The following is a 19,394-nucleotide window of genomic DNA, read 5'->3' as shown; positions in this document are numbered from 1 at the left end:
CGTTATCCCCTTAGACCGTATATCGCCATGTCCGTCATCATCAAAGAAGAAGACTTCATCCAGTCGATCGCCGACGGGATCCAGTTCATCAGCTACTACCACCCCGTCGACTACATCCGCCACCTGGCGCGCGCCTACGAGCGCGAGGAAAGCCCGGCCGCGCGCGATGCGATGGCCCAGATCCTGACCAACTCGCGCATGTGCGCCGAAGGCAAGCGCCCGCTCTGCCAGGACACCGGCATCGTGAACGTCTTCCTGAAGGTCGGCATGAACGTGCGCTTCGACACCAAGCGCACGCTGCAGGAACTGAGCGACGAAGGCGTGCGCCGCGGCTACCTGAATCCCGACAATCCGCTGCGCGCCTCCGTGCTGGACGACCCGCTGTTCGCGCGCAAGAACACGCGCGACAACACGCCCTGTATCCTGCACGTCGAACTTGTCCCGGGCGACAAGGTCGACGTGCAGATCGCCTCGAAGGGCGGTGGTTCGGAAAACAAGTCCAAGTTTGCGATGCTGAACCCCAGCGACTCGCTGGTGGACTGGGTGCTCAAGACGGTCCCGACGATGGGCGCCGGCTGGTGCCCGCCGGGCATGCTGGGCATCGGCGTCGGCGGCACCGCCGAAAAAGCCATGCTGATGGCCAAGCAGTCGCTGATGGAAGACATCGACATGTACGAGCTGCTGGCCCGCGGCCCGCAGAACAAGCTGGAAGAGCTGCGCATCGAACTGTATGAAAAGGTCAACGCGTTGGGTATCGGCGCGCAGGGCCTGGGCGGCCTGACCACCGTGCTCGATGTCAAGATCAGCACCTTCCCGACGCACGCGGCCTCCAAGCCCGTCGCCATGATCCCGAACTGCGCCGCCACGCGCCACGCGCATTTCGAACTGGACGGCTCGGGCCCCGCGCGCCTCGATCCGCCCGCGCTGTCCGAATGGCCGGAAGTGCACTGGGCCCCTGACTACAACAAGTCCAAGCAGGTCGACCTGAACACGCTGACGAAGGAAGAAGTCGCCAGCTGGAAGCCGGGCCAGACCCTGCTGCTGTCGGGCAAGATGCTGACCGGCCGCGACGCCGCGCACAAGCGCATCCAGGACATGCTGGCCAAGGGCGAGCCGCTGCCCGTGGACTTCACCAACCGCGTCATCTACTACGTCGGCCCGGTGGATCCGGTGCGCGACGAAGTGGTCGGCCCGGCCGGTCCCACCACCGCCACCCGCATGGACAAGTTCACCGACATGATGCTGGAGCAGACCGGCCTGATCTCCATGATCGGCAAGTCCGAGCGCGGCCCCGTCGCGATCGAGTCCATCAAGAAGCACGGCTCGGCCTACCTGATGGCCGTCGGCGGCGCCGCCTACCTGGTGTCCAAGGCCATCCGTGGCGCCAAGGTGCTGGGCTTTGCCGACCTGGGCATGGAAGCCATCTATGAGTTCGACGTAAAGGACATGCCGGTGACCGTGGCGGTTGACGCCCAGGGCACCTCGGTCCACACGACCGGGCCCAAGGAATGGCAGGCCAAGATCGGCAAGATCCCCGTCGCCGTGGCGTAAGCCGCCCTGACGCGAAAACGGCCGCTGGAGAATCAGCGGCCGTTTTTTTTGGGCGGCACCCCGGCTTGCGGGACGTTGCGTAACGCGCCCGCCGTCCTAGTTCGCCCGCGCGGTGGCCGCCTTGAACGCCGCAATCGCTTCCGCCGATTTCCCCAGCACGTCGCGCAGCACTTCCTCGGTGTGCTCGCCCAGCAGTGGTGGGGCGCGGCGGTATGCAACCGGCGAGGCCGAGAACCGCAAGGGGCTGGCGGTGACGGCGGCGATGCCGCCGGCGGGATGGGGCAGGTCGCGGCGCAGCTGCCGCGCGTGCGCTTGCGGGTGCGCGAAGGCCTGCGCGATGTTGTTGATGGGGCCGCAGGGCACGCCGACGGCTTCCAGCTTGGCGATCCAGTCGTCGCGCTTGCCCTGGCGCATGAGATCGGCCAGCCTGCCGACTAGCGCTTCGCGGTTGGCGACGCGCAGGCGGTTGGTGGCGTAGCGCGGGTCGTCTCCGAGTTCCGGCGCGCCGATGGCCGTGCAGTAGGCGCGGTACTGCGATTCGTTGCCTGTGGCCACGATCAGATGACCGTCGCTGGCGGCGAACACCTGGTAGGGCACGACGTTCTGGTGCGCGTTGCCGGCGCGCGTGGGGGCCAACCCGGAGTTGAAGTAGTTGGAGTTCTGGTTGGCCAGCAGGGCCACGTGGCTGTCGAGGAGCGCGATGTCCAGGTGCTGGCCCAGGCCGCTGCGGTGCCGTTCCTGCAGGGCCGCAAGCACGGCGACCGTGGCGTACATGCCGGTAACGATGTCCGTCACGGCCACGCCCGCTTTTTGCGGGCCGCCGCCGGGCAGGTCGTCGCGTTCGCCGGTGATGCTCATCAGGCCGCCCATGCCCTGGATCATGAAGTCATAGCCGGGGCGCTGGGCAAAGGGGCCGTCCTGCCCGAATCCCGTGACCGAGCAATATATCAGGCGGGGGTTGATCTGCTTGAGGCTGTCGTAGTCCAGGCCGTACTTGGCCAGGCCGCCCACCTTGAAGTTCTCGACCAGGATGTCGGACACGGCCGCCAGTTCGCGGATCAGGGCCGCGCCTTCCGGCGTGGCCATGTCGGCCTCGATCGAGCGCTTGTTGCGATTGGCGCTGAGGTAGTAGGCGGATTCATTCGTGTCCTGGCCGTTGCCGTCCTTGAGGAAGGGCGGGCCCCAGGCGCGCGTGTCGTCGCCCACGCGCGGGCGTTCGACCTTGATGACGTCGGCGCCCAGGTCGGCCAGGTTCTGCGTGCACCACGGGCCGGCCAGGATGCGCGACAGGTCCAGCACGCGGATGCCATCGAGCGCGGGCGGCCGCATCATGGCTGCACCGTCGCGGTGCCGTTGCTGAGCACGACCACGTTGCGTTCGCGGGCGCGTGCAAGAAAGCGGACCTGTCCGTCGGGCATCCGCCATATGTCGCATTGCAGGGTTTCGCCGGGATACACCGGTGCGGAAAAGCGCGTGTTCAGGCTGGCCAGACGCGAGGCGTCGTAGCCGCAGCAGGTTTTCACGATCGCGTGCGCCGCGAGCCCGTAGGTGCAGAGCCCGTGCAGGATGGGCCGGGGATAGCCGGCCTGGCGCGCGACTTCCGGATCGGCGTGAAGCGGGTTGCGGTCCGCGTTCAGCCGGTACAGCAAGGCGGCATTCGGCGGAATGCGGAGCTCGCAACGCAGGTCCGGTTCGCTATCGGGCGCGGCGGGCAGGGGCGGCGGGCTGGCGTCGCCCTGGCCGAAGCCGCCGTCGCCGCGGCAGAAGGTGCTTTGCTGCAGGGTGGCCAGGCAGGTGCCGTCTTCGCTGTGCAGCGTGCGCTCGGTGACGATGATGGCGCCCTTGTCCGCGCCCTTGTCGATCACGTGCGTGTTGCGGCTCTTGCCGACGACCACGCCGGAGGCTGGCAACGGCGCGTGCAGGGTCAGCCGCTGTTCGCCGTGCACCACCTTGACCCAGTCGATGCCGGCGCGCGGGTCCTGGACCCAGAAGCCCGGGTAGCCCAGCACGACGCAAAGCGTGGGAAACGCCTGCAAGTCCTTTTCGTAGACGTAGCGCAGCTGGCCGGTGTCTTCGGGGTCCTGCCCCAGGCCGATCCCTAGCGCATACAGCATGGCATCTTTTTCGTCGTAGCGCTGGCGCACGTCGTCGAAGCGCCAGTCCTTCACGGTTGCATAGTCCAGGGGCATGGCGGCCTCAGATCGGATCCCAGTCGATTACGTCGGGCGAGCGCTCCAACGCGTAGAAGTGCTTGCGCATGGCGGGCACGGCGATTTCGGCGATGCGCTCGGGCGTCCAGCCTTCGCTGTGGTGCACGGTGCGCAGCGGCCGCGGCTGGCTCATCAGCATGATCTCGTTGGCGCGCACGGCAAAGATCTGCGCGGTGATTTCGCTGGCTGCGTCGCTGGCCAGGTAGACGGCCATAGGGGCGACCTTGCCGGCCTCCATTTTCTTCAGCTTCTCGACGCGGGCCTTTTCCTCGTCGGTTTCCGCGGGAATGGAGCTGGTCATGCGGCTCCAGGCGAACGGCGCGATGCAATTGGAGCGGACGTTGTAGCGCGCCATGTCCAGCGCGATGGATTTCGACAGGGCGACGATCCCCAGTTTGGCCGCCGCGTAATTCGCCTGGCCGAAATTGCCGATGAGGCCGGAGGTGGACGTCATGTGCACGAACGCGCCGGATTCCTGTTCGCGGAAGTAGGGCGCGGCGGCGCGGCTCATGAAGAACGAGCCGTTCAGGTGCACGTCGAGCACCTGCCGCCATTCCTCTTCGCTCATCTTGTGGAAAACGCGGTCGCGCAGATTGCCGGCGTTATTGACCACGGCGTCGATGCGGCCATAGGCGTCGATTGCGGCCTGCACGCAGCGGCTGGCGCTGTCGTAGGCGGCGACGCTGTCGGTGTTGGCCACTGCCTGCCCGCCGGCCGCGAGGATCTCCCGGACGACGGCTTGCGCCGGGCCTTCCGCGCCGCCTTCGCCCGCGAGCGATACGCCGATGTCGTTCACGACCACCTTGGCGCCGGCCTGCGCCATGGCCAGCGCGATGCTGCGGCCGATGCCGCCGCCCGCGCCCGTAACGATCACTACCTTGCCGGAAACGATGCCGCTCATTGAGGATGACTCCTTTGCTGCGGCCTGCGCCGCGTGGAAAACAGTTCCGTATCAACCAGTCTGGTTTACAGGGATGCACCATGGTAGATTCGGCAGGGCATTCGCAGAATTCAAAATTAGAAATGACCCCCTTCTGCGTGGTGGAACATGAGACATGACTTGACCGACCTGCGTTTGTTTCTGAACGTGGGGGAAACACTCAACCTGACCCGTGCCGCGGAACGGACCTTCCTGTCCTTGCCCGCGGCGAGCGCTCGGGTGAAGAACATGGAAGAGGCCTTCAAGGCCAGGCTGCTGGTGCGCATGGCCACTGGCGTCGCGCTGACGCCGGCGGGCGAGGTGCTGCTCAAGCACGCCAACGCCGTCTTCCGCCAGCTCGAGTGCCTGAACGCGGATCTCCAGCCCTACGCAAGCGGCTTGAAGGGGCGCCTGCGCCTGCTGGCCAACACCACGGCCACCAATTCCTTCCTGGCCGATGCGCTCTCCACGTTTCTTGCGGAAAACCCGGACGTGGACGTGGAACTGGAAGAGAAGATCTCGGGCGACATCGTCATCGCGATCCGCGCGGGCGCGGGCGACCTGGGGCTGGTGGCGGGCAACATCGATGTGGAAGGGCTGGACGTCACGCCCCTGTTCCGCGATGAACTCACCGTGGTGACGGCGCTGGATCATCCGCTGGCGTCGCAGGAGTCCGCGCACTTCGTCGACCTGGTCGATGCCTACCAGTTCGTGGGCATCCATCCGGACAGCGCCATCCAGACCTTCCTCGAAGACATCGCCAGCGGCCTGGGCAAACGCATTTGCCAGCGCGTGCACGTGGGCAGCTTCGAGGCCGTATGCCGGATGGTGGAAGCCGGCGCCGGCATTGCCGTGGTGCCGCGCGCCTGCGCGGCGCGCTACAGCCGTCCCGATGCGCTGCACGTGCTGAAACTGAACGATCCGTGGGCCTTGCGCGACCGCCTGCTGTGCCGCCAGCGGGGCCGCGACCTGCCCAGCTTCGCGGAATGCTTCATCGGCCATTTGCAGCGCGCCGCGCGCGGGCAGTAGCGCGCAGGGCTTTGCGCGGCAGGTCGGCGGCCAAAGAGTGTCCGGTGACCGAACATCGGCGTCGTACGAAAGAGGGGCTTCCGGAAATGTGTAGCGGCGGATGCGCGCATTCGGAAAATAATAAATAACGCGGCAGGCAAGGCTTCCCGAGACCAGGCCGTGAAAAACAAGACCCAGGAGACAGCCGTGACCGATACTCAACGCCGCCGCGTGATCGCGGGGCTGGGCGCCGCGTGCGCCGCCACCCTTTTTCCGTCCTGGGCCCGGGCCGCCGCCTGGCCGGGCCACGCCGTCACCTTCATCGTGCCTTTTCCAGCGGGCGGGCCGGTGGACACCACAGCCCGCTTCACCACGCAGCCGCTAGGCCAGTTGTGGTCCGTCCCCACGGTCGTGGACAACCGTTCCGGCGCGGGCGGCATCGTGGGCGCGCAGTTCGCCGCCAAGGCCGAACCCGATGGCTACAGCTTCTTCTTCGCCTCCATCCATCATGCGGTGCTGCCCAGCCTGCGCGACAACCTCAGCTACGATATCCGCCGCGATTTCGAGCCGGTGGGCATGGCGGCGGTCTTTCCCATCGTGCTGGTGGTCAATCCGTCGCTGCCCGTGAACTCCGTCAGCGAACTGATCGCCTACGCAAAGGCCAATCCGGGCAAGCTGGCCTTCAGCTCGTCCGGAACGGGGGGAGGCACGCACCTCGCGGGCGAACTCTTCAATGCGATGGCGGGCGTGAAAATCCAGCATGTTCCCTACCGGGGCAGCGCGCCCGCCATGCAGGACTTGCTGGGCGGGCAGGTGCAGGTGATGTTCGCCGACGGCCCGTCCGCCGTGCCGCACCTGAAGGCGGGGAAGGTGCGCGCGCTGGGCGTCGGCAATCCGGCGCGCTCGGACATGCTGCCCGACCTGCCCACCATCGCGGAGTCGGGCCTGCCGGGCTACGAGGCCTATTCATGGAGCGGCGTGCTGGCGCCCAAGGGAACGCCCGCCGGCATCGTCGCGCGGCTGAATGCCGACATGGTGAAGGTGCTGTCGGATCCGGCCATCGCCAAAGGCATGATCGCGGCGGGCGCGGAGCCCAGGCCGGGCACGCCCGCGCAGTTCGGCGAGTTCGTCCAGGCCGAGATCGCGAAATGGAGCGAGGTGATCAAGACGGCGGGGATCAAACTGGAGTAGGAGCGGCGTGCCGGACACCTCCGTGTCTGACACCCGGGAGACGACAGGGCGAAATGGAGTGCGTCTCGTACGGGTGTCAGACACTACGGGTGTCAGACACGAAGGGCTACCGCTTCCCGGGCGCCCAGGTATTCCGCTTCCAACTGCGCCACTAGCGTTTCCACCGGAAGGATCTCCTGCGCCGCGCCCACGCCTTGGCCGGCGCTCCAGACGTCTTTCCAGGCTTTGGGACGCGAGTTTTTGTCCAGGGCCGGGGGCGGGGCCTCGCGGTGTTTCGCGAGCACTGCGGGGTCTAGCCCCGCCGCGAGGATGCTGGCCGACAGGTAGTTCGCCGGCACGCCCGAGAAGTAGGGGGTATAGACCACGTCGGCGGCTTGCGCCTGCAGCACCATTTCCCGGTAGGCGTCGCCGGCCAGCGACTCTTGCGTGGCGATAAAGCGCGTGCCCATGTAGGCGAAATCGCAGCCCATGACTTGCGCGGCCAGGATGTCCTTGCCGTGGCTGATGCAGCCGGACAGCGCCAGCGGGCCGTCGTAGAAGGCGCGTATCTCGTTGACCAGCGCGATGGGGTTCACCTGCCCCGCATGGCCGCCCGCGCCGGCGGCGACGAGGATCAGGCCGTCTACGCCGGCATCGAGCGCGCGCTTGGCGTGGCGCACGGTGGTGACGTCGTGGAAAACCAGGCCGCCCCGCGGATGCATGGCGCGCACCGCGGCCTCGGGCGCGTGCAGCGAGGTGATGAGAAGCGGCACGCGGCGTTCGGCGCAGATCTCGAGGTCGCCCTGCCAGCGTGCATTGCTGGGATGGACGATCAGGTTCACGCCGTAGGGCGCCACCTTGGCTTCGGGATCCGCGGCGCGCCGCGCCGCCAGGCCCTCTTCGATGCGGCTGATCCAGGCGTGCAGCTGCTCCTGCGGCCTGGCGTTGAGGGAAGGAAACGTGCCGATGATGCCCGCACCGCATTGCGCGATCACGAGTTCGGGGCCGGAGACCAGGAACATCGGGGCGCCGATGACCGGCAGGCGGGTCTGGGCGCGCAAGGCGGACGGCGGGTTCATCATGGCGCTCCGGAGCTTCAGTTGGCCTGGATGTTGGCGTTTCGGATGACGTCGGACCACAAGGCGTACTCGCGATCGATGCGGGCCTGCAGGGCCTTCGAGTCGCCGTTGTTAATGGCGTAGCCGCCGTCGACCATGGCCTGGCGGAACGCCGGGTCCTTGGACACGTCGGCCAGGGCCCGGGTCAGGCGCGCGGACACGGCATCGGGCAATTGCTTCGGGCCCACCAGCGCGTACCAGCCGACGACTTCATAGTCTTTCATGCCGGCTTCGATCATCGTGGGCACGTCGGGCAGTTCGGGATTGCGCGTCTTGGACGTGACCGCGAGCGCGCGGGCCTTGCCGCTCTTGATGAAGGGAATGGCGGTGCTGGTGATGTCGAACATGAACGTCACCTTGCCGCTCACCACGTCCATCATGGCGGGGGAGTTGCCGCGGTAGGGCACGTGCAGCATCGGCGCGTCAGCCTGCTTTTTCAGGAGTTCGGCGGACAGGTGGTTCGAGGCGCCGATGCCGGCGGAACCGAAGGACACCGCATCCGGATGCGCGCGCGCGTAGGTCACGAGTTCGCCCACGTCCTTGGCGGGAATCTGCGGGCCGATCAGCAGCACGTTGGCATAGTCCACGACCAGCCCGATCAGCGAAAAGTCCTTGCGCGGGTCGAACAGCGTACTGCGTTGCACCAGGGGCGACATGGTGAGCGTGGGGCTGGCCGCGAAGCCGAGCAAGTAGCCGTCGGGAGCCGCCTTGGCGGTGGCGTCCGAGGCAATCATGCCGCTGGCGCCGGCACGGTTCTCCACGACGACGGCTTGGCCGAGCTTGTCGCCCAGGTACTTGGCGAACACACGGGCCGTGGTGTCCACGGGCCCGCCCGGGGCATAGCCCACCAGCAGCCGGATGGGGCGGTCCGGATAAGGGGCCTGGGCCCAGGCGGACTGGCCGATGGTGATCATCGCCGTGGCGGCTGCCGCGGCGAACAGGGTCTTGATGCGCATGCTCATGTCTCCTTGTGTGCTTGGGCCAGTCGTGGAGCGCAGCGGTTCGTCCGCGCTACGCCAGCCTTTCTTTCAGCGGCTGCTTCAGGATTTTGCCGCTGACTGTGGTGGGAATCGTGTCGATGGGAATGATCCGGGCCGGCCGCTTGTAAGGCGCGAGCTGGGCCCGCAGGTGCAGCGTCAGCAGCTGGAGGTCGAGCGAGGCGCCGGCCAGGGGTTCCACGAAGGCGATGACTTCCTCGTTCTGGTCGGCCGTTGCGCGGCCCACCACGGCGGACAGGCGCACGCCGGGAAACGCATTGATGACGGACTCGACTTCGATCGGGTAGACGTTGAAGCCCGAGCGGATGATCAGGTCCTTGGAACGGCCCGAGATGAACAGCGCGCCGCCAGCGTCGACGTAGCCGATATCGCCGGTCTGGAGCCAGCCGCCGGGCAGCAGGGCCTGCGCCGTTTGCGCGGCATCCCGGTAGTAGCCCAGCATCACGCCCGGGCCTCGGATCAGGATGTCCCCGCGCTGGCCGGGAACGGGCGCGCCGCTGTCCGGCGTTCCGATGCGCAGTTCCACTCCCGCTACCGCAGTGCCGGCGGAGCAGTCTGTGCGCGGCGCATCGATGTCGGTGATGAACATGGAGCCCGCGTACTCGGTGATGCCGTAGCCATGGTGCATCGGCACGCCGAAGTAGCGCTCCACGTCGCGCTTCTGGGTTGGGTCCAGCGCCGCGCCGCCGGTGTAGACGTAGCGCAGCGCGGGCGCGCGCAGCGAGGCCCTGGGGGGCGCGGCGGCCATCATGCGGCTGAACATGGTGGGCACGCCCTGCAGGATGGTGACGCCGGGGCAGGCCAGCGCCTTGAAGGCGTCTTGAGAATCGAAGCGGCTGCGCAACACCAGGCTGGCCCCGGCATGCGCGGTGGCCATCAGCACGGTGGCGATTCCGAAGATGTGCGACATAGGCAGCGCCGCGTAGCCGATGTCGTGCGGGGTGAGGCGGCGCGACGCGGCCGATACGCGGGCGAAGTGCAGCAGCCCCCGGTGCGGCACCATGACGCCCTTGGGGGCGCCGGTCGTGCCCGACGTGTAGATGAGGGTGGCCACTTCGCTTGCGTGGCCGCCCGTTTCCGGGGACGTGGGCGCGTCCGCCCGCAGGGCCTGCACCCCGGGCCCCCAGACTGCGGGCTCGGCGTCGCTTGCGCCCGCCGCGCCGGCATGGCTGCGCGCATCCGGCGAAATGCCGGTGGTGTAGAGCGTCACTTCGGGCTGCGCATGCTGGCGGATGTTGCCGATTTCACGGGTCGAGAGGCGGGCGTTCACGCCGACTGGCCAGGCGCCCGCGAGGCTGCAGCCGAACAGGGCGGCGATCATCGCGCTGCAGTTCTCACCCACTGTCATGACGCGGTGGCCGGGCTGCACACCCTGTGCTTGCAGCCATCGGGCGACGTCCTGCACGCGTTGCCAGAATTGCGCATAGCTCAAGGTGCCGCCGCCTTCCTCGTACAGGAAGACGGCGTCCGGCCGCAGGCTTGCCTGCTGCGCCAGCACGTCATGGATGCGGGTGTGGGGGGCGGTGTGGGGCATTGGGGGGATCGCGTCGTTCAGAGAGTGGCCCGGGTGCCCAGGATTGCCGTGGACTGGCTGGACAGCGTGCCGCCGTTGCCGTGCACCAGGGCCAGTTGCGCGCCGGCCACCTGGCGCGCCCCGCATTCGCCGCGCAATTGCCGGACGGCTTCGATCATGATGAAGACGCCATACATGCCGGGATGCACGCAGCACAGTCCGCCGCCGTTGGTGTTCACGGGCAGCCTGCCGCCCGGCGCGATCGCGCCGTCCGCGATGAAGTCCTTGCTTTCACCCTTGGCGCAGAAGCCCAGGTCTTCGAGAAAGAGCAGGGTGTTGATGGTGAAGGCGTCGTAGAGCTCCACCACGTCGATGTCGGCGGGCGCTACACGCGCCATGTCGAACGCGCGCCGGCCCGATTCGGCGGCGGCCGTCACGGTCAGGTCTTCCATGGACGATATCTGCCGGTTCCAGACCGCGGTGGCGTTGCCCAGCACATAGACAGGCGGGCGGGGCAGGTCGCGCGCGCGGTCGGCCCGCACCAGCACATACGCGCCCGCGCCGTCGGTCACCAGGCAGCAGTCGCGCACGCTCAGGGGATCGGACACCATGCGCGACGCCAGGATCTGCTCCAGCGTGGCGGGCTCGCGCAGCTGCGCCTCGGGATTCAGCTGAGCCCATTGATTGGCCGCCAGCGCCACCTGGGCCAGGTGCTCGCGGCGCGTGCCGTACTGGTGCATGTGACGGGCGGCAGCCAGCGCGTAGGACGACAGGGGGCTCAGCGGATCGTAAGGCGTTTCATAGGGCTGGGGGTCGAATTGCTTGCGCACGCGGCCGATTTCGGCCCGGCTCAGCGTGGAGGTGCGCTGGGTGCTGCCGTAGCACACCAGCACGGCGTTGCACTGGCCCGATGCCAGCGCATGCAGCGCGGGCATGAGGTGCGCGACGAAGCTCGAGCCGCCCAGCATCGTGCTGTCGATGAAGGTGGGCCGGATGCCCAGGTGTTCGATGACAGGCATCGCCCACATCGGGGCGGCCACGCTGGCGGTGCAGATGCCGTCGATGTCGCGCATGGACAGGCCGGCGTCCGCCACCGCGCGTTGCGCTGCCTGCACCAGGATTTCCATTTCAGTATGGCCAGCGGCCTGGCCGAGGCCCGCGTGGCCGACACCGGCCACCGCCACGGCGCCGCGCAGATCGTCGAGCTTCATTGCGCCTCCTTGCAGGGAACGAACACCACCAGGCCGCGCCCGTCCTGCTGCGCGACCTGGGCGCGCACGGCCATGCCGATGCGCACGGCTTCGGGCGCCAAGCCTTCCACGCGGCTCATGAGCCTGACGCCTTCCTGCAGGTCTACCAGTGCCACGTTGTAGTCGCCGCCCGCGTCGGGCTTGCGCCGCACGACGGTGGTGGAGTAGACGGTGCCGCGCCCGTCGGGCGTGATCCAGGCGAGCGAATCCGCGCCGCAATGCGGACAGATCATGCGGGGATAGAACACGGCGCGGTCGCAGCCAGTGCAGCGCTGGATGAGGAAGCGGCCCTGGTCGAGCGCCTGGCGGTACTGCGCTTCGACGCCCTGCGGCGCGGTTTCCTGGGAGGCGGGAACGGTCATGATGCGATGAGGCCCTTTAGTGTCAACAGGCCCTAGTGTCGGCACTGCCGCCGCGCAGGGCCATTCTTCATTGCTGAAGCAGGCCTTCCGCCGGACCGTAGTGGGCGAGCCCCTACACCCAGCCCGAAGCCGGTCTTCGGCAGAGGCAGATTGCCCGGCAGCCGGGGGCGTGGCTAGATACCGGGAAAGGAGGTAGACCATGAACCTGACCTGGACGCCGCAAGAGCGCCGATTCCGAGACGAGGTGCGCGCGTTCGCCGAGGCCAAGCTGCCGGAGGACATCCGCGGCAAGGTGCTGCTGCACCAGCGGCTGGAACGCGACGACTACGTGCGCTGGCACAACATCCTGGCCGACCAGGGATGGGGCGCGCCGAGCTGGCCCGTCGAACACGGCGGCACCGGCTGGAACGCGCTGGAGCGCCTGATCTTCGAAGTGGAATGCTTCAAGGCGGGCGCGCCGCGCCTGCTGCCCTTCGGGCTGTCCATGATCGGCCCGGTCCTGATGAAGTACGGCAGCGCCGAACAGCAGGCCCGCTTCCTGCCGCGGATTCCGCGGGTCGAGGACTGGTGGTGCCAGGGCTATTCGGAACCGGGCTCGGGATCCGACCTGGCTTCGCTGAAGACGCGTGCCGAACGCGACGGCGACGGGTTCGTGGTCAATGGCCAAAAGACCTGGACCACGCTGGCCCAGTACGCCGACTGGATGTTCTGCCTGGCGCGCACCGACCCCGGCGCGCGGGCGCAGCGCGGTATTTCGATGCTGCTGCTGGACATGCGGGATCCGGGCGTTACGGTCCGCCCCATCCGCACGCTGGACGGCGGCCACGACGTCAATGAAGTGTGGCTGGAGAACGTGCGCGTGCCCGCGGCCAACCTCATCGGCGAGGAAAACCAGGGCTGGACCTACGCCAAGTACCTGCTGGGCCATGAGCGCACCGGCATCGCCGGGCTGGGCCATTGCCATCGTGAACTGGGCATTCTGAAGCGCATGGCGGAGAACGCCCGCTCGCACGGGCGGCCCCTGCTGTCGGATGGCCGCATGCGCGACCGGATTTCCCGCATCGAGGTGGACATCATGGCGCTGGAAATGCTCTTGCTGCGGGTGGCGTCCAGTAACGATGGGGCGCCCGGTCCGGAGGCCTCCGTGCTGAAGATACGCGGCTCGGAAATCCAGCAGGACCTGGCCATGCTGCAGATGGAGGTGGCGGGGCCGGATGCCTGGCCGTACGACCCGGACTGGATGTCCGCCGACGCCGCCTTCCAGGGCCCTGGACCCGAGATGGCCGCGGCGGCAGGCGCGGGCTATGCCGATATGCGCAAGACCTCCATTTACGGCGGCACGACCGAAGTGCAGAAGGGCATCATCGCCCGCCAGGTGCTGGGCCTCTAAGGCCGCGGCGCCAGGGTGTATCGACAGGAGCGCGACGATGGATTTCATTTATACCGAAGAACAACGCATGCTGGCGGACAGCCTGCGCCGCCTGGTGGACCAGGCATGGACCTTTCCCCAGCGCCGCTTGCGGCAGGCCGCCGGTACGCTGGACCAGCAGGCCTGGAGCGCGTTGGCGGAGCTGGGCGTGCTGGGGCTGAACATCTCCCAGGATTTCGGCGGATTCGGCGAGGTGCCGGCCAGCCTGCTGCCGGTGCACCTGGAACTGGGGCGGGGGCTGGTGTCCGAGCCCGTCATTCCCAGCGCTGTCATGGGCGCGGCGCTGCTCGATGCCTGCGGCGATGCGGCGCGGGCCCGCTGGCTGCCGTCGATCGCGGCGGGCGAGGCCATAGTCAGCGTGGCCTACCAGGAGCCGGGACGCCGCTACGACACGGATCCGCAAGATTGCCGCGCCGCCGAAACCGCCGACGGCTGGCGGCTGGACGGCGCCAAGCACCTGGTCTGGCATGGCGCGGCGGCCTCCGCGTGGCTGGTGAGCGCGCGATGCGACGATGGGCGCGCCGTGCTGCTGGCGGTGCCGGCGGACACCCCGGGCGTGCGCGTGACCGACACCCTCACGCTGGACGGCGCGCGCTGCGCCCGTCTGGACCTGGACGGGGCCATCCTGCCGCCCGATGCCCTGCTGGCGCAAGGCGAGGCGGCGGTGCATGCCTTGGCCCAGGCCCTGCAATGGGGAACGGCAGCCTTGTGCGCCCATGCCGCGGGCGCCATGGAGCGCCTGCTGGAGATCACCGTCGATTACCTGAAGACCCGCCAGCAGTTCGGCCAGCCGCTGGCGTCCTTCCAGGCGCTGCAGCATCGCCTGGCCGAGATGCTGGTGGCCAAGGAACTCGCCCTGTCGATGGCCTACGTGGCGGTGGCGGCCCTGACCGAATCCGATGCCGCGCAGCGCCGGCGCATGATCGCTTCGGCCAAGCTGGAGGCCGCGCGCGCGGGCCGGCTGGTGGCGCAGATGGCCGTGCAATTGCATGGCGGCATGGGCATGACGGACGAACTGGAGGTGGGCGACTACTTCAAGCGCCTGACCGCCGTGGACCTGCTGCTGGGCGACACCGCCGAACAGCTGGCCGTCCTGGAGCTGCTGGCATGACGGCAGCGGCCCCTCGCGACGGCTACACGCAGATCCGTTTCACCCTGGAAAAGGGCGTGGGCTGCATCACGCTCAACCGGCCCGACCGCTTGAACAGCTTCACGGAAACCATGCACGCCGAGCTGGCGCGGGCGCTGGACACGCTGGAGGCCGAACCCGGCCTGCGCGGGCTGGTCCTCACCGGCGCCGGCCGCGGTTTTTGCGCCGGCCAGGACCTGGGTGAACGCAAACCGGCGGACGATGGCTCGCGCCGCGACCTGGGCGAAGGGCTGGAGAAGCGCTACCGGCCGCTCATCATGCGTCTGCGCGCCTTGCCCGTGCCCGTCGTGTGCGTCATGAACGGCGTTGCGGCCGGCGCGGGGGCGAGCCTGGTGCTGGCCTGCGACGTGGTCTTCGCCGTGGAGTCCGCCCGCTTCATCCAGGCCTTCAGCAAGATCGGGCTGCTGCCCGATGCGGGCGGCACCTGGTTTCTGCCTCGCCTGGTGGGCTCGGCCCGGGCCATGGGCGCGGCGCTGTTCGGCGAGGCCGTGAGCGCCGCGCAGGCGGAGTCCTGGGGGTTGATCTGGCGGGTAGTGCCGGACGCGGCGCTGGCGGACACGCTGGCCGACGTGACGGCCACACTGGCGGCGGGCCCCACGCGCGCCTACGCGGCCACCAAGGCGGCACTGCACGCGTCCAGCGGCAATACGCTGGCGCAGCAGTTCGACCTGGAATGCAGCCTGCAGCGGCAGCTCGGCCAGACCGGCGACTACCTGGAAGGGATGCGGGCGTTCGCGGAGAAGCGTCCGCCGGCCTTCACCGGCACCTGAGGCGAGGGGCGGCCGTCAGGGCGCCCGGGTCCCCTGGATCTGCTCGATGAGCTCGCGCGCGCAGCCGGGCAGGGCGTCGATGTCGCGCACCAGCAGCTTGCGTTCGCGCACGACCCAGGGCTCGTCCAGTTCCACCACGCGCAGCTTCATGTCGGCGCCGTACCGCCGCGCGGCCGAATCGGGGATGACGCCGATGCCCACGCCCGCCTGGACCATCCGACAGATCGAGTCGAAGCTGTAGAGCTGGATGCGTTGGGGCAGGCGCTGGCCGACGCGCTCCAGCTGATCGCGCAGGAACGCCACCAGCGTGGAGCCTTCGTGCATGGTGATGAACGGATAGCGCACGGCGTCGGCCAGCTTGACCTTTTCCTGGTCCTGCAGCGGATGGCCGTTGGGCACCACCAGCACGAGCTTGTCGGTACTGAAGTGGATGGCCTGCAATTCGGGCGCGTCCACCGGTCCGGCCACGATGCCCAGGTCGGTGGTGCCGTCCAGCACCCCGCGCACGATATCGCGCGTCAGCCGTTCCTGGAGGTCCACCGTGACGCCCGGGTGCCCGGACAGGAATTGCGCCAGGATGCCCGGCATGAACTCCGTGACCGCCGTGGTGTTGGCGAAAATGCGGATGTGGCCGGCGTCGCCATCCGCCTGCTCCTGGAAGTCATGCTTCAGGTGGTCGACCTGGCGCATGATGACCCGGGCGTGCTGCAGCAGTTTCTGACCCGCGGGCGTGATCTCCACGCCCCGGCTGTCGCGGTATAGCAGCCGGGAATTCAGCTGGTTTTCAAGCGCCTTGATCCGCACGCTGACGGCGGCCAGGGACAGATGCGCCCGCTTGGCCGCCTGGGTCAGGCTGGGGGATTCGGCGATGTGGATGAACAGGCGGAGGTCGGCGAGGTCGAAGTGCATAGCCCATATATTACGGCGCGGGGCCGGGGCGGCGGGGGTGCGGTCCGATTCAGGCGCCGCAAACCCTGCCTTGAGGAAAAACGAATTCACAATGCGAAGCGCTTGCGGGCATGCTTCAGGCTGTAAAAACCCCACCTAAGGATATCGGCATGACGACTATAGCTCCGGCCGCATGGATCGGCAGCGGCGAACGGAAGGCGGACGCCATGGACCCGGGCCATGCCGCGCGCATCGCCGCCACTCTGGGCGGTCCGGCGCCCGGCCAGGGAGACGCCCTGCCGCCGCTGTGGCAATGGGCGTTCTTCATCAGCACGGTAGGCATGGATGGGTTGGGGACGGATGGGCATCCCTCGCGGGGCGGCTTTCTGCCGCCCGCCCAGGACCGCAACCGCATGTGGGCGGGCGGCCGTGTGGAATTCCGCCAGCCGCTGAAGGTCGGCGTGCCGGCCGAGCGCGTGTCCACCGTCATCGACGTCAAGGAAAAAACGGGCCGCACCGGCGCGTTGCTATTCGTGACGGTGCGCCACGAATACCACCAGGCGGGCGAAATCGTCATCCAGGAAGAGCAGGACATCGTCTACCGCCAGCCCACGCCGCCCAAGCTCACGGGCAGCGAACCGGCGCCCCAGGCGCAGTGGCGCGACACGGTCGAACCGTCTTCCGTGCTGCTGTTCCGCTATTCGGCGGTGACCTTCAACGGCCATCGCATCCATTACGACCATCCTTACGTGACCGGCACCGAAGGCTATCCCGGCCTGGTCGTGCACGGCCCGCTCATCGCCACGGAGATGGTCGCCGCCTTCTCGCGCGCGCATCCCAAGGCGCGTCTCACCCACCTGTCGTACCGCGGCCTGCGCCCGCTGATCGCACCCGCGCCCTTCCAGGTCGCCGGCCGCTTGACCGAGCCGGGCGTGGCCCAGCTCTGGGCCGAGCAGGATGGCACGCTGGCCCACCAAGCTGAATTGAGGTTCTCCGAATGAGCAAGCAGGCCCCCCGTCCGCTGGACGGCATCACCATCGTCAGTCTCGAACACGCCATCGCCGCGCCTTTCTGCACCCGCCAACTGGCGGACATGGGCGCGCGCGTCATCAAGATCGAACGCCCGGGCAGCGGGGATTTCGCCCGCGGCTATGACGAGCGTGTGCGCGGCCTGTCCTCGCACTTCGTCTGGACCAACCGCTCCAAGGAAAGCCTGACGCTGGATCTCAAGCGCGAGGAAGCCGGCGGCATCATGGACCGCCTGCTGGAATCGGCCGACGTGCTGGTGCAGAACCTCGCCCCGGGCGCCGCAGCGCGGCTGGGGCTGTCCTTCGACGCCCTGCACAAGAAGTATCCGCGCCTGATCGTCTGCGACATTTCCGGCTACGGCGAAGGCGGCCCCTACCAGGACAAGAAGGCCTACGACCTCCTGATCCAGAGCGAAAGCGGCTTCCTGTCCGTGACCGGCACCAAGGACGACCCGGTCAAGGCGGGCTGCTCCATCGCGGACATCGCCGCGGGCATGTACGCCTACTCGGCCATCCTGAACGCCCTGCTGCTGCGCCAGAAGACCGGACAGGGCAGCCGCCTGGACGTCTCCATGCTGGAGAGCATGGTCGAATGGATGGGATTCCCGATGTACTATGCGTTCGACGGCGCTTCCCCGCCCGTGCGCGCGGGCGCCGCCCATGCCTCCATCTATCCCTACGGGCCGTTCCCCGTGGGCGGTGGTTCCACCATCATGCTGGGCCTGCAGAATGAACGCGAATGGCGCGTTTTTTGCGCCCAGGTGCTGCGCCAGGCCGAACTGGCGGAAGATCCGCGCTTCCTTTCCAATTCGCTGCGCACCGCGAACCGCGACGACCTGCGGGCGCTGATCGTGGCGGCGTTCGCCGACCTGTCCATTGAACAGGTGACGCAGCGCCTGGAGGACGCCCAGATCGCCAATGCCCGCGTGAACGACATGGCGGGCGTGTGGGCGCACCCCCAATTGCAGGCGCGCGACCGCTGGAGCAAGGTGGGCAGCCCCGCCGGCGAACTGCCGGCGCTGCTGCCTCCGGCCAGCAGCAACGCCTTCGCGCCGCGCATGGAGGCCGTGCCGGCGGTGGGCCAAAACACGGATGCGGTGCTAGCATCATTGGGATACGCGCCTGATCAGGTGGCGCAGTTCCATGCCTCGGAGGTCGTGTGACCCATCCTGTCGTCCGTAGCGCCCTGTTCGTGCCTGCCTCGCGGGCCGAGCGCATCCCCAAGGCGCTCGCCGCCGGCGCGGATGCCGTCATCGTCGATCTGGAAGACGCGGTCGAGCATCTGGCCAAGGCGTCCGCCCGGGAAGCCCTGTGCGATTTCCTGGGGACGAATCCCCGCGCCCGGCTATGGGTGCGCATCAATGATGCCTCCACGTCCTGGCACGACGACGACCTGAAAGCCTGCCGCGGCAAGCCCGGCGTGGCCGGCATACTGCTGCCCAAGGCCGAAAGCCTGGCGCAGGTTCGCCACGTGGCCCAGACCGGTCTGCCCGTGATTCCCATCCTGGAAACGGCCCAGGGAATCCTCAACGCCGCCGAGGTCGCGTCGACGCCCGGCGTGGCGCGGCTCGCGTTCGGCAGCCTGGACTACGGCCTGGACATGGGGCTGGCACCCGACACCCCTGGCGCCGCGACGGTCCTGGACCAGGCGCGTGTGCAGGTACTGCTGCACAGCCGCTCGGCCGGCCTGGCGCCCGCGCTGGACGGCGTGTTTCCCGGCGTGCAGGACCAGGCCGGGCTGGCGCAGGCAGCGGGCCGGGCGCAGCAGATGGGCTTCGGCGGCATGCTGTGCATCCATCCCACGCAGGTCGCCGTGATACACGCCGCCTTTGTGCCGGCGCAGCACGAACTCGAATGGGCGCGCCGCGTCATCGCCGCGCATCGCGACACCGCCGCGGGCACCTTCATGCTGGAAGGCAAGATGGTCGACGCGCCGGTCATCGCGCGCGCGCGCCTGGTGCTGGCGCAAGCGGGGGAATCCACCGGCGTGTAGGGGGGCACCATCCCGATCAATCTCTTTCTGGCAGGCC

18 protein-coding genes are annotated in these 19,394 nt (G+C 68.3%); 9 read left to right on the top strand and 9 right to left on the bottom strand.

The annotated features are described in order from the left end of the window. Nucleotides 1–27 precede the first annotated feature (27 nt). On the top strand, nucleotides 28–1,551 hold the full coding sequence (locus tag AGI3411_RS06985) for a fumarate hydratase (RefSeq protein ID WP_129526663.1): 1,524 nt from the start codon (nucleotides 28–30) through the stop codon (nucleotides 1,549–1,551). Between the two features lie 96 nt (nucleotides 1,552–1,647). Here the strand turns inward: AGI3411_RS06985 and AGI3411_RS06980 are convergent, their stop codons facing one another. Genes AGI3411_RS06980 through AGI3411_RS06970 form a run of 3 tightly spaced genes read right to left on the bottom strand, consistent with a single transcriptional unit; the run spans nucleotide 1,648 to nucleotide 4,662 of the window. Further along, entirely contained in the window at nucleotides 1,648–2,883 is a 1,236-nt protein-coding gene (locus AGI3411_RS06980) for a CaiB/BaiF CoA transferase family protein (RefSeq protein WP_129526662.1), read from the bottom strand. Continuing rightward, on the bottom strand, nucleotides 2,880–3,740 hold the full coding sequence (locus AGI3411_RS06975; protein WP_129526661.1) for a MaoC/PaaZ C-terminal domain-containing protein: 861 nt from the start codon (nucleotides 3,738–3,740) through the stop codon (nucleotides 2,880–2,882). The genes AGI3411_RS06980 and AGI3411_RS06975 overlap by 4 nt, the downstream gene beginning before the upstream one ends. Nucleotides 3,741–3,747: 7 nt before the next feature. After that, nucleotides 3,748–4,662 (bottom strand): SDR family NAD(P)-dependent oxidoreductase, encoded by a 915-nt coding sequence (locus AGI3411_RS06970; RefSeq protein WP_129526660.1) that lies wholly within the window; start codon nucleotides 4,660–4,662, stop codon nucleotides 3,748–3,750. Between the two features lie 147 nt (nucleotides 4,663–4,809). On the opposite strand from AGI3411_RS06970, the gene AGI3411_RS06965 reads away from it, so the two are divergent. After that, entirely contained in the window at nucleotides 4,810–5,709 is a 900-nt protein-coding gene (locus tag AGI3411_RS06965) for a LysR family transcriptional regulator (protein ID WP_043542479.1), read from the top strand. 186 nt (nucleotides 5,710–5,895) lie between these two features. Beyond that, nucleotides 5,896–6,879 carry a Bug family tripartite tricarboxylate transporter substrate binding protein gene (locus AGI3411_RS06960; RefSeq protein WP_129526659.1) on the top strand — a complete coding sequence of 328 codons (984 nt, stop codon included), beginning with the start codon at nucleotides 5,896–5,898 and terminating at the stop codon, nucleotides 6,877–6,879. Nucleotides 6,880–6,971: 92 nt separating this feature from the next. On the opposite strand, the gene AGI3411_RS06955 is transcribed toward AGI3411_RS06960, so the two are convergent. From AGI3411_RS06955 to AGI3411_RS06935, 5 genes are read right to left on the bottom strand one after another with little or no spacing between them, the layout of a single operon-like run. Continuing rightward, on the bottom strand, nucleotides 6,972–7,937 hold the full coding sequence (locus AGI3411_RS06955) for an NAD(P)H-dependent flavin oxidoreductase (RefSeq protein WP_129526658.1): 966 nt from the start codon (nucleotides 7,935–7,937) through the stop codon (nucleotides 6,972–6,974). Between the two features lie 17 nt (nucleotides 7,938–7,954). Continuing rightward, nucleotides 7,955–8,932 (bottom strand): Bug family tripartite tricarboxylate transporter substrate binding protein, encoded by a 978-nt coding sequence (locus AGI3411_RS06950; protein ID WP_129526657.1) that lies wholly within the window; start codon nucleotides 8,930–8,932, stop codon nucleotides 7,955–7,957. A gap of 55 nt (nucleotides 8,933–8,987) precedes the next feature. Beyond that, on the bottom strand, nucleotides 8,988–10,508 hold the full coding sequence (locus tag AGI3411_RS06945; RefSeq protein WP_129526656.1) for a class I adenylate-forming enzyme family protein: 1,521 nt from the start codon (nucleotides 10,506–10,508) through the stop codon (nucleotides 8,988–8,990). A 17-nt stretch (nucleotides 10,509–10,525) separates the two neighbouring features. Then, nucleotides 10,526–11,698, bottom strand: coding sequence for a thiolase (locus tag AGI3411_RS06940; protein WP_129526655.1), 1,173 nt, complete (start codon nucleotides 11,696–11,698; stop codon nucleotides 10,526–10,528). Then, nucleotides 11,695–12,099: a Zn-ribbon domain-containing OB-fold protein gene (locus tag AGI3411_RS06935; protein WP_129526654.1), complete on the bottom strand. Its 405-nt coding sequence runs from the start codon at nucleotides 12,097–12,099 to the stop codon at nucleotides 11,695–11,697. Before AGI3411_RS06935 ends, AGI3411_RS06940 begins: the two co-directional genes overlap by 4 nt. A gap of 199 nt (nucleotides 12,100–12,298) precedes the next feature. Between AGI3411_RS06935 and AGI3411_RS06930 the strand changes: the two genes are divergently transcribed. Genes AGI3411_RS06930 through paaG form a run of 3 tightly spaced genes read left to right on the top strand, consistent with a single transcriptional unit; the run spans nucleotide 12,299 to nucleotide 15,448 of the window. Beyond that, a complete protein-coding gene (locus AGI3411_RS06930; RefSeq protein WP_129526653.1) occupies nucleotides 12,299–13,489 on the top strand; it encodes an acyl-CoA dehydrogenase family protein in 1,191 nt (396 codons plus the stop codon). A 37-nt stretch (nucleotides 13,490–13,526) separates the two neighbouring features. Continuing rightward, on the top strand, nucleotides 13,527–14,639 hold the full coding sequence (locus AGI3411_RS06925; RefSeq protein WP_129526652.1) for an acyl-CoA dehydrogenase family protein: 1,113 nt from the start codon (nucleotides 13,527–13,529) through the stop codon (nucleotides 14,637–14,639). Then, nucleotides 14,636–15,448 carry a 2-(1,2-epoxy-1,2-dihydrophenyl)acetyl-CoA isomerase PaaG gene (paaG, locus tag AGI3411_RS06920; RefSeq protein WP_129526651.1) on the top strand — a complete coding sequence of 271 codons (813 nt, stop codon included), beginning with the start codon at nucleotides 14,636–14,638 and terminating at the stop codon, nucleotides 15,446–15,448. The genes AGI3411_RS06925 and paaG overlap by 4 nt, the downstream gene beginning before the upstream one ends. 15 nt (nucleotides 15,449–15,463) lie before the next feature. Here the strand turns inward: paaG and AGI3411_RS06915 are convergent, their stop codons facing one another. After that, a complete protein-coding gene (locus tag AGI3411_RS06915) occupies nucleotides 15,464–16,357 on the bottom strand; it encodes a LysR substrate-binding domain-containing protein (RefSeq protein ID WP_129526650.1) in 894 nt (297 codons plus the stop codon). 149 nt (nucleotides 16,358–16,506) lie between these two features. Between AGI3411_RS06915 and AGI3411_RS06910 the strand changes: the two genes are divergently transcribed. From AGI3411_RS06910 to AGI3411_RS06900, 3 genes are read left to right on the top strand one after another with little or no spacing between them, the layout of a single operon-like run. Further along, a complete protein-coding gene (locus tag AGI3411_RS06910; RefSeq protein WP_129526649.1) occupies nucleotides 16,507–17,337 on the top strand; it encodes an HTD2 family dehydratase in 831 nt (276 codons plus the stop codon). Then, nucleotides 17,334–18,527, top strand: a complete 1,194-nt coding sequence (locus AGI3411_RS06905) for a CaiB/BaiF CoA transferase family protein (protein ID WP_129526648.1) — start codon at nucleotides 17,334–17,336, stop codon at nucleotides 18,525–18,527. The genes AGI3411_RS06910 and AGI3411_RS06905 overlap by 4 nt, the downstream gene beginning before the upstream one ends. Beyond that, entirely contained in the window at nucleotides 18,524–19,357 is an 834-nt protein-coding gene (locus AGI3411_RS06900; protein ID WP_129526647.1) for an HpcH/HpaI aldolase/citrate lyase family protein, read from the top strand. Before AGI3411_RS06905 ends, AGI3411_RS06900 begins: the two co-directional genes overlap by 4 nt. Nucleotides 19,358–19,394 lie beyond the last annotated feature (37 nt).

The sequence above is a fragment of the Achromobacter agilis genome, from assembly GCF_900496965.1.
In the GTDB taxonomy this organism is placed as follows: Bacteria; Pseudomonadota; Gammaproteobacteria; order Burkholderiales; family Burkholderiaceae_B; genus Achromobacter; species Achromobacter agilis.
The sequence above is the reverse complement of the archived record's forward strand: the minus strand, read 5'-3'. Positions and strand labels throughout refer to the sequence as shown.